This is a genomic window from Streptococcus sp. 3613 (genome assembly GCF_013277375.1).
GTDB lineage: Bacteria > Bacillota > Bacilli > Lactobacillales > Streptococcaceae > Streptococcus > Streptococcus pseudopneumoniae.
In genome coordinates, this window is the sequence record NZ_VMMV01000001.1 from 30,300 (window position 1) to 46,344 (window position 16,045).

Annotated in this window: 16 protein-coding genes and 1 pseudogene; 4 read left to right on the forward strand and 13 right to left on the reverse strand. The window is 40.5% G+C overall.

Annotated features, from left to right (window positions below; translation table 11 throughout):
• The first annotated feature begins 126 nt into the window (after positions 1-126).
• The 3 genes from HT708_RS00160 (at position 127) to HT708_RS00170 (ending at position 2,490) form a co-directional block, all read left to right on the forward strand.
• A complete protein-coding gene (locus HT708_RS00160; RefSeq protein WP_172925820.1) occupies positions 127-567 on the forward strand; it encodes a LytTR family DNA-binding domain-containing protein in 441 nt (146 codons plus the stop codon).
• A complete protein-coding gene (locus tag HT708_RS00165) occupies positions 564-1,022 on the forward strand; it encodes a DUF3021 domain-containing protein (RefSeq protein WP_172925821.1) in 459 nt (152 codons plus the stop codon). Before HT708_RS00160 ends, HT708_RS00165 begins: the two co-directional genes overlap by 4 nt.
• Before the next feature lie 205 nt (positions 1,023-1,227).
• Positions 1,228-2,490: an NRAMP family divalent metal transporter gene (locus tag HT708_RS00170; protein WP_172925822.1), complete on the forward strand. Its 1,263-nt coding sequence runs from the start codon at positions 1,228-1,230 to the stop codon at positions 2,488-2,490.
• 179 nt (positions 2,491-2,669) lie between these two features.
• Here HT708_RS00170 and nrdI read toward each other — a convergent pair whose 3' ends face one another.
• The 5 genes from nrdI to HT708_RS00195 all read right to left on the reverse strand — a co-directional run bounded on the left by nrdI (position 2,670) and on the right by HT708_RS00195 (position 7,372).
• On the reverse strand, positions 2,670-3,140 hold the full coding sequence (nrdI, locus tag HT708_RS00175; RefSeq protein ID WP_172925823.1) for a class Ib ribonucleoside-diphosphate reductase assembly flavoprotein NrdI: 471 nt from the start codon (positions 3,138-3,140) through the stop codon (positions 2,670-2,672).
• A gap of 77 nt (positions 3,141-3,217) precedes the next feature.
• Positions 3,218-3,751, reverse strand: coding sequence for a hypothetical protein (locus tag HT708_RS00180; protein WP_050356471.1), 534 nt, complete (start codon positions 3,749-3,751; stop codon positions 3,218-3,220).
• 60 nt (positions 3,752-3,811) lie between these two features.
• Entirely contained in the window at positions 3,812-5,098 is a 1,287-nt protein-coding gene (locus tag HT708_RS00185) for a response regulator transcription factor (RefSeq protein WP_172925824.1), read from the reverse strand.
• Between the two features lie 11 nt (positions 5,099-5,109).
• Positions 5,110-6,780: a sensor histidine kinase gene (locus HT708_RS00190; RefSeq protein ID WP_345889798.1), complete on the reverse strand. Its 1,671-nt coding sequence runs from the start codon at positions 6,778-6,780 to the stop codon at positions 5,110-5,112.
• The gene (locus HT708_RS00195) at positions 6,758-7,372 is read right to left on the reverse strand and encodes a YesL family protein (protein WP_172925825.1); all 615 of its coding nucleotides are present in this window, start codon (positions 7,370-7,372) and stop codon (positions 6,758-6,760) included. Before HT708_RS00195 ends, HT708_RS00190 begins: the two co-directional genes overlap by 23 nt.
• A 134-nt stretch (positions 7,373-7,506) precedes the next feature.
• On the opposite strand from HT708_RS00195, the gene HT708_RS00200 reads away from it, so the two are divergent.
• Positions 7,507-8,076: an MptD family putative ECF transporter S component gene (locus tag HT708_RS00200; protein ID WP_172925826.1), complete on the forward strand. Its 570-nt coding sequence runs from the start codon at positions 7,507-7,509 to the stop codon at positions 8,074-8,076.
• Positions 8,077-8,184: 108 nt separating this feature from the next.
• Here HT708_RS00200 and HT708_RS00205 read toward each other — a convergent pair.
• From HT708_RS00205 to HT708_RS00240, 8 genes and pseudogenes are all read right to left on the reverse strand, one after another.
• Positions 8,185-8,418: pseudogene (locus tag HT708_RS00205) on the reverse strand (hypothetical protein); the annotation flags it as partial.
• A 22-nt stretch (positions 8,419-8,440) separates the two neighbouring features.
• Positions 8,441-9,685 (reverse strand): transporter, encoded by a 1,245-nt coding sequence (locus HT708_RS00210; RefSeq protein ID WP_172925828.1) that lies wholly within the window; start codon positions 9,683-9,685, stop codon positions 8,441-8,443.
• Positions 9,686-9,869: 184 nt separating this feature from the next.
• Positions 9,870-10,739, reverse strand: coding sequence for an Rgg/GadR/MutR family transcriptional regulator (locus HT708_RS00215; RefSeq protein ID WP_119946714.1), 870 nt, complete (start codon positions 10,737-10,739; stop codon positions 9,870-9,872).
• Positions 10,740-10,869: 130 nt separating this feature from the next.
• Positions 10,870-11,562 carry a methionine ABC transporter permease gene (locus HT708_RS00220; protein ID WP_000818850.1) on the reverse strand — a complete coding sequence of 231 codons (693 nt, stop codon included), beginning with the start codon at positions 11,560-11,562 and terminating at the stop codon, positions 10,870-10,872.
• Between the two features lies 1 nt (position 11,563).
• Positions 11,564-12,625, reverse strand: a complete 1,062-nt coding sequence (locus tag HT708_RS00225; protein WP_172925829.1) for a methionine ABC transporter ATP-binding protein — start codon at positions 12,623-12,625, stop codon at positions 11,564-11,566.
• A complete protein-coding gene (locus HT708_RS00230) occupies positions 12,618-13,991 on the reverse strand; it encodes a M20/M25/M40 family metallo-hydrolase (RefSeq protein ID WP_172925830.1) in 1,374 nt (457 codons plus the stop codon). Before HT708_RS00230 ends, HT708_RS00225 begins: the two co-directional genes overlap by 8 nt.
• A gap of 96 nt (positions 13,992-14,087) precedes the next feature.
• On the reverse strand, positions 14,088-14,942 hold the full coding sequence (locus tag HT708_RS00235) for a MetQ/NlpA family ABC transporter substrate-binding protein (protein WP_172925831.1): 855 nt from the start codon (positions 14,940-14,942) through the stop codon (positions 14,088-14,090).
• Positions 14,943-15,095: 153 nt separating this feature from the next.
• Positions 15,096-15,926: an amino acid ABC transporter substrate-binding protein gene (locus tag HT708_RS00240; protein ID WP_172925832.1), complete on the reverse strand. Its 831-nt coding sequence runs from the start codon at positions 15,924-15,926 to the stop codon at positions 15,096-15,098.
• Positions 15,927-16,045: the final 119 nt, after the last annotated feature.

Genomic DNA, 16,045 nt, shown 5'->3' on the forward strand with positions numbered 1-16,045 from the left:
AGCGCCACATAGGAGCCCAATCCCTCCACATAGACAAGGTTCCTTGCCATGGGCTATAAAATAGTGTTTAATAAGGATATACAGGAAGTGATCACAACCTTGTATAACTGAAAAGGAGAGAAAACTATGAAAGTAGAACTACAGATTAGTGAGACTTACGAGGAGGAAAAGCTGATTGTCCAAGCACCTCAAGAAACCGAAAAAGTCCAGAAAGTCATCGAGTTCGCAGAAAATCTGGACCAAAGAGAAAAAATCAAAGGGAAAATCGATGATCAGGTCTATCTAGTTGAGATTGGCAAGATACAACGCTTCTATATCGAGAATCGGAAGGTTCTAGCAGAAACCGCGAGTCAGACCTACACCATTGACTTACGACTCTATCAGGTCCTTGAAATTCTGCCAACCAATTTTATCCAAATTTCCCAATCAGAAATCATCAATATCGATTTCATCTCTCATCTCAAGCTCACCCCCAACGGCCTAGTAGAAATTTTCTTGAAAAACGAAAGCTTCACCTACTCTTCACGCCGTTATCTAAAAACCATCAAGGAGAAATTAGAACTATGAAAAAACAAGTATTTCACGACGCAGCCGCCGGTGTTCTTATCGGCCTCATCCTCTCTATCCTCTTTTCACTCATTTATGCACCAAATACCTACGCACCGCTCAATCCCTACTCTCTCATCGGCCAAGTGATGACTCAACATCAGGTTCACGGTGCCCTGGTCTTGCTCTACTGTACTCTTATCTGGGCAGCCATCGGTATTCTCTTCAACTTTGGTAAACGATTATTCAGCCGTGACTGGAGCATGCTTCGTGCGACGCTTTCCCATTTCTTCCTCATGCTGGCTGGCTTTATCCCACTGGCAACTCTGGCAGGTTGGTTCCCTTTCCACTGGTTCTTCTATCTCCAGCTCATTATCGAGTTTGCGATTGTCTACCTCATCATCTGGGCTATTCTTTATAAAAGAGAGGCTAAAAAAGTAGACCACATCAATCAACTCTTGGAGCATAGAAAGTAAGGATCTCATAATAAGCAAATCCGAGAAAGAAACTTCTCGGTTTTTCTTTACCTTGCTATCATAACAGTTATTTTCAGATCTTCTTTGTGAATTTTCTGTAATTTTCTATCTTTTTTCAAAATATTCTTGCATTTTCCCAAAGTTTTTTGTAGAATATAGATTACATATCCAGATTATTCTGAAAATTCAAAAAGGAGCATCTATCATGTCACAAGCTATTTCCTTAAATCAATCAACCTGGGCAAGCAAGCTAAAAGCAATGGGACCTGGAATCCTAATGGCAACTGCCGCTGTTGGAGGTTCCCACATTGTATCCTCAACTCAAGCTGGCGGTTCTTACGGTTGGTCTCTACTTCTCTTGGTCATCTTAGCCAATGTCTTTAAATATCCATTTTTCCGTTTTGGTGCTGAATACACAGCTGATACTGGAAAGACTTTGGTTGAAGGTTATGCCAAAAAAGGAAAACTCTATCTCTGGATTTTCTTTATCCTCAATGTCTTTTCGGCTATGGTCAACACGGCTGGTGTTGCCATTCTGTGCTCAGCTATCATCGCCAGTGCCTTCCCAATGATTGGACTTAGCATTACTCAGTGGTCCCTCATTCTCGTTGCAATCATTTGGGCTATGCTACTCTTTGGAGGCTACAAACTTTTAGACGGCATGGTCAAATGGATTATGTCTGCCTTAACCATTGCAACTGTTCTTGCAGTTATCATCGCAGCGGTCAAGCATCCAGAATACAGTTCTGATTTTGTCGAGAAGACACCTTGGCAAATGGCAGCTCTGCCCTTCATCGTCTCCCTCCTAGGATGGATGCCGGCTCCTATTGAAATTTCAGCTATCAATTCGCTTTGGTCAGCTGAAAAGAGAAAGACCGTCAACTTTAACACAGAAGATGCTCTGTTTGACTTTAACACTGGTTATATTGGAACAGCTATCCTAGCCGTCTTCTTTGTAGCACTGGGAGCACTGATTCAGTATCCTACAGGGCAGGCGGTTGAAGCTGCTTCAGTCAAATACATCTCTCAATTCGTGGGCATGTATGCCTCTGTTCTTGGCGAATGGTCCCGTTACTTGATTACTTTTATTGCCTTCCTCTGTATCTTTGGAACAGTTATCACTGTTATCGATGGCTATTCTCGCGTTAATCAGGAATCTCTCCGACTGCTAATCAGTCAAAAAGAGGACAATCGTAAATCTTTGAACATCTGGATGACCATCACTGCTATCATCGGTATCATCATTATCAAGTTCTTCGCTGGTCAGGTTTCAACCATGCTCCGCTTTGCCATGATTGGCTCTTTCCTGACAACACCTTTCTTTGCTCTTTTGAATTACGCCTTGGTAACACGTGAAAACAAAAATCTTCCTTCTTGGCTCAAACACCTTGCCATTGCGGGATTGATTTTCCTCTTTGGCTTCGCCATCTTCTTTATCTACGCACTCGCAATCGGAAAAGCAGGATAATCGACAAAGCGCGAGATGAAGATAAGGTTTCATTTCAAGAGAAAATTCAGCAAATATTTCTATGATAAAAAGCATAAGAACAAGGTTTCGAAGACCTGAACTTATGCTTTTTTGCGTTCTCAAAGACTGTTTATACTCAAAAAACAGTTGAAAAATCCCAAACGCCTCTTATATTGATTTTAATTCTCCCTTTCCAACTCATACAAATCTGCGATAATAGCTGCGACACGTTTGATATCTTCCAGCATGCCTCGCATTTCAAAATCAGCCAATACAGGGAAACCAAAACGTTGACTGTATTGCTTGGCTGTCAGGCAGTATTGGTTATTAAAGTTACGATTTCCTGAACCAACCACACCAAAACACTTACTAGCATTGTAACCATAGGCGATAAAATCTCCCACTGGTGTCGTCAAAATCTCGACATCTCCGTTATCCACACCATTCCCACCTTCGAGATAGGTCGGCAAAAAAGCGACATAGGGATGGTCCATTTCATAGAAATCGTGACCTTCCTTGACCAAATCCTTGATATGAATCTTTTGAACCTCAATCCCTTTGTACTGGGACAAGAGATAGTCTTTCAGGCGCGTCACAAAACTTTCAGTGTTGCCACTCAAACTGATATAAACTAAAGAAATTGTCTTCATATGTACCTCCATGATTTTATCTATAATCGAAAAATAACTACCAAGATTGTAACTTGATAGTTCTTTTTTGTCAATACTTAGGCAAGATCTTCTGTTTCCTCTTCTTCAGCCAAGGCTTTTTGTTGACGCCATATCTTGTAGAAGACAAGGGCTAGGAAGAGAATATTGATGACGATAGAGAGAATGCTAACGGCTTGTGAAATAACACTTATCCCTAAACGCATGGTTTCATCGTGAACTAACTGCACAGCGTCCTGTAAACCAACATAGCCATAAATCGAACCAATAATGGCTAGCAAAACATAGCCGACATAAGTATAATTTGCATACTGCAAATTCTTACGAATAAGGAAGACAATCGCTACAACCACTAAAATAGCAGATAGCACAATCAAGGCCATATTAAAAATAGAATGAGTTGATTCTGCTACTCTATAGCTGTAATTGATGTTGTCTTCTAATTGCTGAGCACTGACCCCTGCAACTTGTTTCTGAGCGGCACGAAGGGCTTCTTTGCTAGGTAAGGGACTCAACATTCCAAACAGAGACATAGCTGAAATAAGGGCAGACAAGATTAGCAAGACCCATAGATAAATTGGTTTCTTTTTCATAATAGAACCTCCTGATAATATTATTCATATTATAGCACTTTTTGCAAAGGAATACAAATCTTATAGTATCGTTTCTACCTGTTTTCGGTAAGCTTTTGGCGATTTTCCGCACAATTTTCGGAACACTTTATAGAAATATCCAAGGTTACTGTAACCAACAGCATAACAAATATCTTCGATACTGTCACTGGTTGAAAGCAAGAGCTGCTGGGCAGCCTTAATACGTTGTTTGTTTAGTAACTCTGCAAAGGTCGAATCGGTTTCTCGCTTAATCAACTGCCCTAGATAGACAGGATTGATAAAGAGAGCCTTACTGATATCCTTGAGGGAAAGCTCTTTTTGGTAATCACGACCAATGACTTCCAGCACACTGACCACATTTTCATTCATACGGTATTGACCGAAAAAGCTGGTCAGAGTTTCCTTGATATAAGAAACCAATTCATCGAAGGATTGAATAGCATGAATGGTTTTGACGATGTCTGTCAGGTCATCAGCTTTGAGATGTTCAAACAAGTGAAAGACATCCATGACAAACTGAATAAAAAGCTGTTTAGTAATCGGAACACGCGGTGTATTTTCAAGAACTACCTTCTCCAAGAGATTTAACTCTTCTACGATTTGATTGAGATTTCCCTGAATGATAACCCTATAAATCGGTTCGTAATAGGCAAAGAGACTCTCATACTGCTGCAAATTTACAGAACCGTAAAAGAGGGTTTTCTCAGCATTCAGCTTCCAGCGTTCAAAGTGTTCTTGATAAGGAGCTTCAAAAGGTGTAACAACTAAGCCATCTAGGGGTTGGTCAGAAATGAAAATCTGCCAGTCTTGGCCCAAGACATAGTAGGGAATGGTGAAAGAGCCTTGTTTTTCCTTGGATAGGCCTATCCACCAATTCTCCTTATCCCCTAAATAACTAACAAATCCAGCCTCGTCTAATTCTTGACTAAGAGTCTGACTTTTCTTCCCTCTCTCGCCGAGCTGACCTGCAATCTTCTCCAGCAGATTTCCCAACTCTACCTTATCAACAGGTTTGACCAAATAGTCCACTACACTAAGGTTCATAGCTCTTTTGACATAATCAAACTCCTGATAACCTGAAAGTAGGATATAGGCAGCATCTGGTAAGATTTCTTTCATCTCCCGAATCATATCAAGCCCTGTTTTGTCGGGCATATTGACATCTGAAATGATGACATCGACGGGATTGTTCTGAACATATTCTAGAGCTTCATCGGCATGACTGGCTGTTGCGACGACCTCCATATCCCACTTATCAAAGGGAATCAAACGTTTCAGACCTTCTGTCACCATGTACTCATCATCTACTAATAATACTTTATACATTTTCTCCCTTTCTACTCATCTTGAATTGTAATACGATACTGAACACCTGCTTGCTCCGCAGACTCTATCGTAATGGCATAGCGGTCCCCAAAATAGAGTACAAAACGCTCATGGACATTGACAATCCCGATAGATTGCTTTTGATCACTGTAACTGGCTTGGTGTTCAAAATGTCTCTGACTTAATTTTTCTCGAATACTTGTCAGTTTTTCAACCGACATTCCACGGCCATTATCGACCACCAAAATTTCTACAAAACCATCCTGTTTAAGCGCCTTGATGCTAATCACATTATCTGTCCGTCTGTGGTCAACACCATGCGCGAAATAGTTTTCTACCAGCGGTTGCAAGGTAAACTTGGGAATCTTCATATTCTCTAACTCTGGGTCTATCTTGAAACCATAGGCAATAGATTTAGGATAGCGAACCATGCAAAGATAACTATATTTACGGCAAAATTCTAATTCCTGTTTTAGAAGAGTTTCTCTTTCGTCAGAAATATTGTTACGCAAGAGACTACTGAACTCATAAATGATATCTGCCAACTCATCTTGACTTTGCATGACTGCGTACATGCGCAAGAATTCCAGCGTATTATACATAAAATGAGGATTGATTTGCGCCTGCAGGGCTCGCATATTGGCATCTTTTTGACTAAGCTCTAACTGGTAAATATCATGGATATTCTTTTCCAATCGATCCAACATATCATTGGTCGTCTCCGCGATTAGGAGTAATTCCTGATCTTTTTCGGAAATGTCAATCCGACGCCCCTCTTCGCCTTGAGCAATAACTTGAATGGATTCTACTAAATCCACTACCTGCTTTTGGTAGTTAGCAAAGGTCTGCCTCAAAGTCAGATAAAGAATGACAATAAAGAGAAGGCTCAAGCTCACAATCAAAGCAGAGCTAGTCACTGTTCCTTGTAAAACAAAGTTTTTGGGAACTGCCACCTGAACCTGATAACCATGAGAAGTTAAGCCAACTAGCCAATTTTCACTCTCCTTATCAACTGTCTCACCAATATTAAAAATCTCCGTATCAAAAGGTGAGGTCACTGTTACTGCCATCGGAGTATGACCTCTAGTATTATCAATGGCATGGTATAAAACAGCAGGATCCAAGGAGATGTAAATCACTCCTAAATCTTGATCTGACACTGGATCTGACACCGGAATGGCAAAACTATTTCCTGCTGATTTGAAATCCTCAGCCCTGATTTTTTCTCCACTACGTTTGTCTTTAGTAGAAACATAGACTTCCTTGTAATCTTGAAAAGCAATGGCCACTCCAGTTACAAAATCATTTCGAACATAGAGGTCATCAACATTTTCATGCAGAGAGACTGATACATAAGGCGAAGCTTTCCGCTCTAATTGCCAGTAAAAATAGTCTGGCATGCTAAGGCTAAAGTATTTATAGATTCCCTCAATACGAGCTTGATTTTCAACTAAAGCCTGAGCTATCTGGGTTGACTCTCTATGGTAATATTCAATTTCACTCACTGTTCTAGCAGTTACACGCTGGGCTACTCTCTGGGCTTCCTTTTCCCGTGAATCCCAGTCAGCGTAAGAGAGTAAGATTGCAAAACTCGCAATAATAATGATCATCACTGAACTGTAGGTTCTCAGAAGCGTATGTAGCCAAAACTGCTTCATCCTACTTTTTCGCCAATTTTTCATGGATACTTTCATAGACCGGTTCCAACATATCACTGATAAAGAAATGCCATATCCCAATTCCTACAAAGAAAAGTAGGGCAGGCATATAGTAACCAATTGCCACAAGTAGCACGGTCCCAAGGAGAACCTTGGCCACAGTTGCTAGACTCATAAAGATGCCAATCAAGGATAGTTTGAGACTATTTCGATAAGACAAGTCAAAATAAACTTGTAATTTCAAAGATACTGTATAGGCTAAAAAGAGCAGGGCAACTACTAGGACATTCAAAAAGGTCGCAATCAAATGAACGATGGTCTGATGAGGCAATTGCACCAAGAGATACAGGCCATAGACCAAAACTAAATCCACTCCTAAAAAGCTATAGAAAATCAGGTTGCTTGAGACGAAATTTTGCTTATAAAGAGACCACGCCTCCTTCAAACTGTATTCCCGAAAGCTATAACCATGTTCTGCATACAAGCTCATCAAGGTGGCACTAGCCGGCGCTAGACCAAGGATAATTCCTCCTGCCAAGGTTAATAGCCAAAAGAAGGCTGTCGCAATCATCCCTAAAAAGAAACGATTAAAGACAAAGTCTAAAAATCTCCCCATGATACCCTCCTAAAAATAACTATGAAACCATTATATCATATTTCAAGCGTTTTCAAAAACTTCTAGTATCCATTTACAATCCCAGCAAACCGTGGTACAATGAGAATTGTGAGAAAATGATCAGGAGACAATTCATGAAAAAATCTATCTTAACTACACTGCTTTTTGCAGTTCTTTACTTCCTCTGCATGGGGATTGGTGTTCTTTTGGGCAATCTCTTTGACCAAACTGGAAACATGTTTTATGCGCCTGCTTTTACTGCCCTTGTCGGCGGTGGCGTCTATATGATTCTAATCGCAAAAGTTCCGCGCTTTGGAGCCATTACCACTATCGGCCTTGTTATTGCTCTCTTTTTCTTGGGAACTAAACACGGTGCTGGTGCCTTCCTTCCTGGAATTATCTGTGGTCTCCTAGCAGATGGAGTAGCTAACCTCGGAAAATACAAGGACCAAACTAAGAATTTCCTTTCTTTCATACTCTTTGCCTTTAGCACAGCAGGACCAATCTTACTCATGTGGATTGCACCCCAAGCCTATATGGCAACCCTTCTAGCAAGAGGAAAATCGCAAGAATATATCGACCGTATCATGGTTGCGCCAAACCCTGGAACTGTCCTTCTATTTATCGCAAGTATTGTCATCGGAGCCCTAGTGGGTGCCTTGATTGGACAAGCCTTGAGTAAAAAATTTGCACAGAAAATCTGATTAGTTAAAAAGAGCCAGGCGGCTCTTTTTTATTTATGGCTCAAGACTTAGTTAAGAAGTCTCCCAAGAATTGATACTCTTCGAAAATCTCTTCAAACCACGTCAACGTCACCTTGCCGTAGGTATATGTAACTGNNGATTTTCATTGAGTATGAATTTAAAGATAATCAAAATGATAATAATAGTTGCCAAAATAGTCACATCGTGATTGTAGCGGTTAAATCCATAAGCGATGGCTACGTTACCGATACCACCAGCTCCAACTGCACCGGCCATAGCTGTTTCACCGACTAGTGAAATCAAGGTTACAGTCGTCACACGGATCAAATCTGGAAGACCTTCTAGTAAGCCTGATTTGCCTAGGTTAAACTTTTTTACCTGAAAAACTTCTTTTTTCTAGTGATAAAATCAACCCTATCACACTCACTACCAAAAACACCCACCAACAAAGCCTGATATCTTGTAAAGCTAAGAAGGAAAATACAGACATCCCCAAGGGTAATGTTAGGGAAAAAATCATACTCAAGAGATTATTACTTCTAGCTAATACATCCGCACTCAAATTAGACAGTAACAGAGTATCTAATTTAGGCATTGATTTCGACATCAAATACATGACAAAGGCTAAGCAAACAACACCTACTAGAGGAGAAAAATCTAAAATATTAGCAGTAGCAAGTAATACAAACAGACTTGCATTGAGCGATAGCAAACTTGAAAACGACAATTTCCCAAAATAATCATGGGGAGTTAGGCTACCAAGAATAGCTCCTCCCAAGCTAACACATTCAATTAAAAATAGGGATTGAGCATAGCTGAGATGATAGATAGTATGGTCTAATAAGTAAAAGTGATAGATACCTCCAACAGCTCCTCCCAAAGTATTCATTACCAAAATGACAAGAATAATTTTAAACAATGATTTACTTTCTCTCTGCCTAAAGATATCATCCATGTCCGCATAGATTGCCTTAACTTGTTGGAGTAAACTAATAGGCTCATTCTCTACCGTTACAGACAAATACGTCAATTCTCTTCTATTTTTGAACAAAATAAGAGAAGATAGTAAAAAGAAGCCAGCATTCACAATTGCAACAAAAGAAAAATTTTGGTGGCTTGTTGTGAGTAACCATAATCCTAAGGCTTGACCTCCTAGATTTGATAAATAGGAAACAAACTGAGTAAAGGAATAAGCTTCATAGAGCTTATCTTCCGAAATATTATGCTGGATAATCGGCATACGAAGGCCTGCTGTATAATCTGATAAAATATCCGAACAGATATTAACCATACAGATAACAGCAAACGTTACGAAGTTCTGATCATGAATCACACTAGCAATCAAAAGAAATAGTAGACTTTGCACACAACCAACCCAAATAATTGTCCCTGCTTTATTCCGAGTATGATCCGCCTTAATCCCAACATAAAAAGTAAATAGGAAAGGTAAAATCGTAATCATATTCGCCATAAATACAGCTATATTTTTAAAGGGGAGACTCGCAGCATAAACGATAAATACCAGATTATAAATATAAGCTCCACTTGAGCTCAAAAACCTTGATAAGGTCAGTATTCTAAATAAATGATGTTTTAAGAATAGTTTCATAACAGGCCTTTCTCACATTTCAAAGAGTATTCTATTGAAACCAGTCTAACAAAAAAAGCGGGGCTCCCCACTTTTTTGTAATATATTTTTTCTGAAAATAAGAACTCTAGCTCCTAGATACTGCTATTTATCACTCCATCTACAAGGCTATTTATTTTTCATCAGTCGATGTAATGAGAATATATTACAAATCTTTATTTGAGAACTGACTTGCAAAATAGTTTTCATAGTATCTTGCACCATCTACATACTCTAAATCTTGTAAGATTGTAATGCCTCTCTGGATTTTTTCAAGACCCTTATTTTTTACATTAAAAATAGTATCATAATACCCTTTAGCAATCATATAAATGATTTTAAGATAAGCTTGAGATTCTGGCAATTCTCGTTTTTCAATCTGAAAGATAAAATAATCTGCTTTTAATTTATCCTTTTCCTCTATCGCTTTAAAAAGTCCATTCATCAAAATGGTATCAATACCAGCTTTGTTACTAGGTAAAGAGCCTAATAAATCCGTCTTTTGTAACATCTCCCTAGAATATTTAAAATAGAGGGGCAGAGGAAACAAAGTAGAAATCGTTGAAAATAGTTCCAATTCATAATTTCCCCAGATGTCAATAGTAAAAAAATAGTCATAGAGAAAAGTCAGTTCTTCATCCGTTGCCCTTATTTCTGAATCAAAAAACACGAGAAGGCTTTTGATACGAATCATTTGTAAGAGATAGCTCTTTTTACCACTTGAACTATACTTTTGAGTCGTCTCTTCATACAAGGAGTGGAGAGAATCAATCCCTTCTCTGTCATATAAATCCCAAAGATTTTCTTGAAAAGCCAAAACCTTTTTCTGAGAAAAACCACGTACCAAGTACATAAATTCATTCAAATCAGAGTGGATGTTATCTAAGGCAGTAATCAATTTCATAGATGATAAGTCTGCTTCTCCACGCTCAAATTTGCTCAGCATGGAATAAGTAAACTCTCCTCCCGTCGCCTCCTGTAGAGATACATTCCGACTCTTTCTCAATTCTTTAAAAACTTCTCCCAGATTTTGCATATTGACTCCCCACAATGCTTAACTCTCTTACTCATAAAAGTAACGGTTGATAGCAACCAGTACAGAAAATTTCAAGTCTTGACGATAACGACAACTCCTATGAATGATGTACAGATTTCCTAGCTCTTTTTTATTTATGGCTCAATTTCTTGGTCAAGAAGTCTCCCAAGAATTGGATTGCAAAGATAATCAAAATGATAATGATTGTTGCCAAGATGGTCACATCGTGATTGTAGCGGTTAAATCCATAAGCGATGGCTACGTTACCGATACCACCAGCTCCAACCGCACCAGCCATAGCTGTTTCCCCAACAAGGGAAATCAAGGTCACAGTCGTCACGCGAATCAAATCTGGAAGACCTTCTGATAGGTAAACACCCACGATGTCCCAGAAAGTCGCTCCGCTCGCTTGAGCCGCCTCAATGACACCACCATCTAGCTCAGCCAAGACAACCTGCACTTGACGGGCAAAGAAGGCAAAGACTGCAAAAGATAGCGGTACGATAGCCGCATTTGGACCAATGCTTGTTCCTACGATTAGATGAGAGAAGGGTGACAAGACTGCCAAGAGAATGATAAAGGGAACCGCACGGAAAATGGAAGTAATCTTATCCAAAATCCAGAAAACAACTTTATTTTCCAAGACCCCACCTGGAGCTGTCAAGACAAGGAAAAGCCCTGCAACCAGTCCTAAGAAACCTCCGATGATAAAGGAAAGAACCGTCATATAAAGAGTCAAGTAGATAGCTGTCCCCCAGCCAGCTTGACCAGACCAACCCATCTTATAGACGTTTGGTAAGTATGCTTTAATCAATTCTGCCATCTTACTGTCCTCCCTTCAATACTTTTAGTTGCACATCAGCCTGACGGATGGCCTCTTGAGCACTTGCCAAGGCTTCTTTTTCCCCTGACAAGACAACCACAAGCTCACCAACAGGAGTACCATCAAGAATTTCAATATTTCCGTAAAGGATATTGGCCGTTACTTGGTAGTGCTTGTACAATTCATTCAAAAGTGGCTCGTCTGTTGAAGCCCCTGCATACTTGAGTTGCACCAAGAGACTGTTTTCAGACAGATGTTCCACGATTTCTTGCTTCTCGATTTTGACCATAGCTTCATCAATACCTGTAGCTGTTGAGATAAAGTCTTGAGTCAAAGGTTGTTTAGGGTCTGAGAAGATTTCAAGCACACTGCCCTCTTCAATCAAATGCCCGTCCTGCATAACTGCCACACGGTTGGCAATGTCTTTGACAATCTGCATTTCATGCGTAATCAAGACAACAGTCAAGCCTAATTTTTGGTTCAAATCTTGCAACAAAGCCAAAATCTGCTTGGTTGTCTTAGGGTCAAGGGCAGACGTTGACTCATCTGAAATCAAGATTTTTGGATCATTGGCCAAGGCACGCGCAATGGCCACACGCTGTTTTTGCCCTCCAGATAATTGTGAAGGGTAGTTTTCAGCACGGTCTGCCAAGCCAACCAAGTCCAACAACTTAGCTACTTTAACCTTCTTTTCTTCCTTGCTGAGTCCAGAGTGTTTAAGGGCAAAGGCTACATTCTCCTCTGCAGTCTTCTGGCTCATCAGGTTAAAATGCTGGAAAATCATCCCGATATCTTGACGTTTACGACGTAACTGCTCTGCCGTCAAGGCCACCTTGCCATCAAAAATCACATCATCGTCAATGGTAATTTTCCCTGCAGATGGCTTTTGCAAGAGATTAATCACCCGTACAAGGGTTGATTTCCCTGCTCCAGAATATCCAACAATTCCGTAAATATCCCCTTCTTGGATGTGAATGGTCACATCCTTGACCGCTGTGATGGTTCTCTTCTTTTGGTGAAAAGTCACATCGATCTGATCTAACTTGATAATATCTCTACTCATAGCTTCTAATCAGCTCCTCTACTAATTCAATATGGGTGTAGTAATCGGCGATTCGCACGTTCTCATCTCCACCGTGGTCTCGGCTGTTGGCATTTCCTAGACCGAAGGCCACCATTGGCACCTCTAGGGCATCAAAGACCGTATGCATAGGTCCTGTCCCCGCTGTCGTCGGCAAGACTGAAACGCCCTGTGGATAGAATTTCTTGGCCAACTCGATCACATTGAGAATGGCTGGTGCGCTCATATCGCTTCGATAGCTCATCTCTCCCAAGGTATAGTATAATTCTACCTTATCAAAGCCATTTTTGTCTAGCTGTTTCCGAATTTTTTCCAGAACATCATGCGGTTCTAAGCCCGGAACCAGACGAACCTCTAGCTTGGCACTGGCTTCTGCAGGCAAAATCGTTTTGACTCCTTGCCCTTGATAACCTGACTGAATCCCTTCGATATTAAGCGCTGGCTCGAAAAAGAAACGTTCTAGAAAGGCCATCCGCTCTTCCTGTAAGAGAGGCAACTCCAAGCCATAGATCCGACTAACTTCCTCTGGGTTTCGTTGACCATAAGTTTCTAGCAAGGCCATTTCTCGTTCATTTGGCTCTTGCACTTCTTCGTACAAGCCTTCAACCAAGATACGGCCATCTGCAGCGCGAAGAGACTGTAAGGCTTGAAGGAGATACCAGGGAGCTGATTCCACAACCCCACCATAACTCGAGTGGATATCGACATCAGCGCTTTTCACCTTGGCATCAAAGGTCACAATCCCCTTATTCCCACCAGAAATTTCTAGCTGTTCCAAGGCATTTTTGGTTCCTTGTTCCCAGACCAACAAATCTGCCCCACGGAGTTTATCCGCATGTTTTTCCAGATACTTATCTAGGTCTGTCGAGGCCGATTCCTCCGCACCCTCTATGATAAAGCTGATATTGACAGGCAGGTCATCGTGGTCCTGCATGTATTTTCTCAAAGCACTCAAACGAGCTGTGATATGACCCTTGTCGTCATCAACCCCACGCCCATACATGAAACCATTGCGGACCGAAAGCGTAAAGGGATCCTCTGTCCAGACCTGATCCCCATCCGCTGGTACAGTGTCATAGTGGTTATAGAAAATCAAGGTCTTGGCATCTGGGCGCGAACTCTTGAAATGCGCCATGACAAAGGGCGCCGTATAAGTCTCATCAATCTCCACTTCAGCCCCAACACGCTTGAAAATCTCACCCAGATAGTTGGCAACTTCTTTGAGACCCACCTGTTGGGCAAAGACCGACTTCTTAGAAATCAAGGTACGCAAAACCTCAAAATAATGCTGGGCTACATGATCCTTTTCAAATTTTTCAATCTGTTCTTGTTCGCTAGGAAAAACCATATTCTCTCTACCTTTCTATGAACTACTCTTCCTGACAATCCATGCTCTATACAAAAGCAAGAGGTGGAATTTTCTCTCCCACCTCCCTGTTTCTTATTACCAAACTGGTTGATCCAAACCGTCTGATGTTTCTTCGATAACTTTTTTCACGTCATCTGTGTGGTAAGCTGCGATCACTTTCTTGATAGCATCAGCTTTTGGTGATGTTTCCCAATCTTTTTTCGCAACGATGATGTTGTACCATTGTTTTGAATTTTCATCAGCTTGTTCTTTGAAAAGTGCTTTTTTGTAGTCCAATTTTGCTTCTGTAACGAAGGTATTGTTTACAACAGCAGCGTCAACTGATGACAATGAACGAGCTGTTTGGCTAGCGTCCAATTCAGTGATTTTCAAGTTCTTTGGATTTTCTTTGATATTGGCAACTGTTGCAAGAGCAGTTCCTGAAACGTCCAATTTAATCAAGCCAGCTGATTGAAGCAAGTAAAGCGCACGGCTTTCGTTTGTAGCATCGTTTGGTACAGCAATTTCTCCGTTTGCTGGGATGTCTTCTACTTTAGTGTACTTGTTGTCACTTCCATTCAAACCTGAGTAAAGGCGGATTGGAGAGATGTAAGTATCAGCAATCGCTACAAGGTCTTTCCCGTTTTCTTTGTTCCAGTTGTTCAAGAAGTTATAGTGTTGGAAAGCGTTCAAGTCTACTTCGCCATCAGCAGTTGCCTTGTTTGGTTGTGAGTAGTCTGTGAACTCTGTAAATTCCAAAGTGATTCCGTCTTTCTTAACCAATTCTTGAACTTTATCCCAACGAGCTTCTTCAGAACCGCTACGGTTGACAGTTGCGATTTTGATAGTTGTTGCATTGTATGCTTTCTTTTCTGAGTTTCCGCAAGCTGCAAGAGCCAAACCTGCGACTGTAGCAAGGGCTGCTAGGCCAAGCCATTTTTTGATTTTCATGATTCTTTCTCCTTAAAAATAATACCGTACTAGTATCTCATACTTTGTTTTATTTCACAAATTGTTATTAGATAGTCAGATATATAGTTTAAAACTATATATCTAAGAACTGAGAAATCACCCATCTTATTCAGAATGGATGATTTCAAGAAATTATTTAATATCAGCCTCTGCTGGTAGGTAAGTGTCTCCGAAGAATTGTTTAGACAATTTTTCAAGCGTTCCGTCTTTGTAGAGTTCTTTGATGCGTTTGTCTACAAATGATTTCAACTCATCTTGACCTTGAGCAAGAAGTGGGTAAACGTACGGTTGTTGGTCACTTGGAAGTTCAATGACTTTCAAGTTATCCAAACCTTGGTTCTTGATCACTGTTTCAACACCGATTTTATCAAAAATCTTATAGTCAAATTGGCCATCGCTCAAACGTACCATGATTTGTTGGAAGTCTGCCTTAGTATAGTTAAGGATAGTTGGGTTGTCCGGGTGTTCAGCGTTGTATGCTTCTAACTGCTTAGCTGAGGTAGTGGCTTGAACGACTTCCGTCGATTTTCCACCGATATCAGCGAGAGACTTGATACTAGAGTCATCTTTCTTCACTACAAGGACATTAGGGTTTTGGGCAATTGGTGCGGCATAAAGGTATTTTTCCGCACGTTCTTTAGTGTAGCTAAGATTGTTGACAGCCATATTGTAACGGTCAGTGTCAAGACCAGCAAATACACCTGACCATTCTGTCTTTTCAAATTTGACATCGTACTTGTCAGAGTCTTTAAAGATAGCGCGAACGACTTCAATCTCGTAACCAGTCAATTCGCCATTTTCTTCATAGATAAATGGTTTTGGCGAGCCATTGGTTGCAACGATGATTTCTTTCTTGCTAGCTGCTTCTCCCTCTTTCTTAGCACCACCTGAGCAAGCCGCAAGCACACCTGCAGCAACAAGAGCAAGGGCTGCAAGAGATGAGTATTTAACGATTTTTTTCATGTCATTTCCTCCAAAATAGAATACCTTATAATCTTAACAGAAAAAGACTATTTACGCCATTATATGATATCTATATCTGTGATAAGTTTTCTTTATGGCTAATTTATACTCAATGAAAA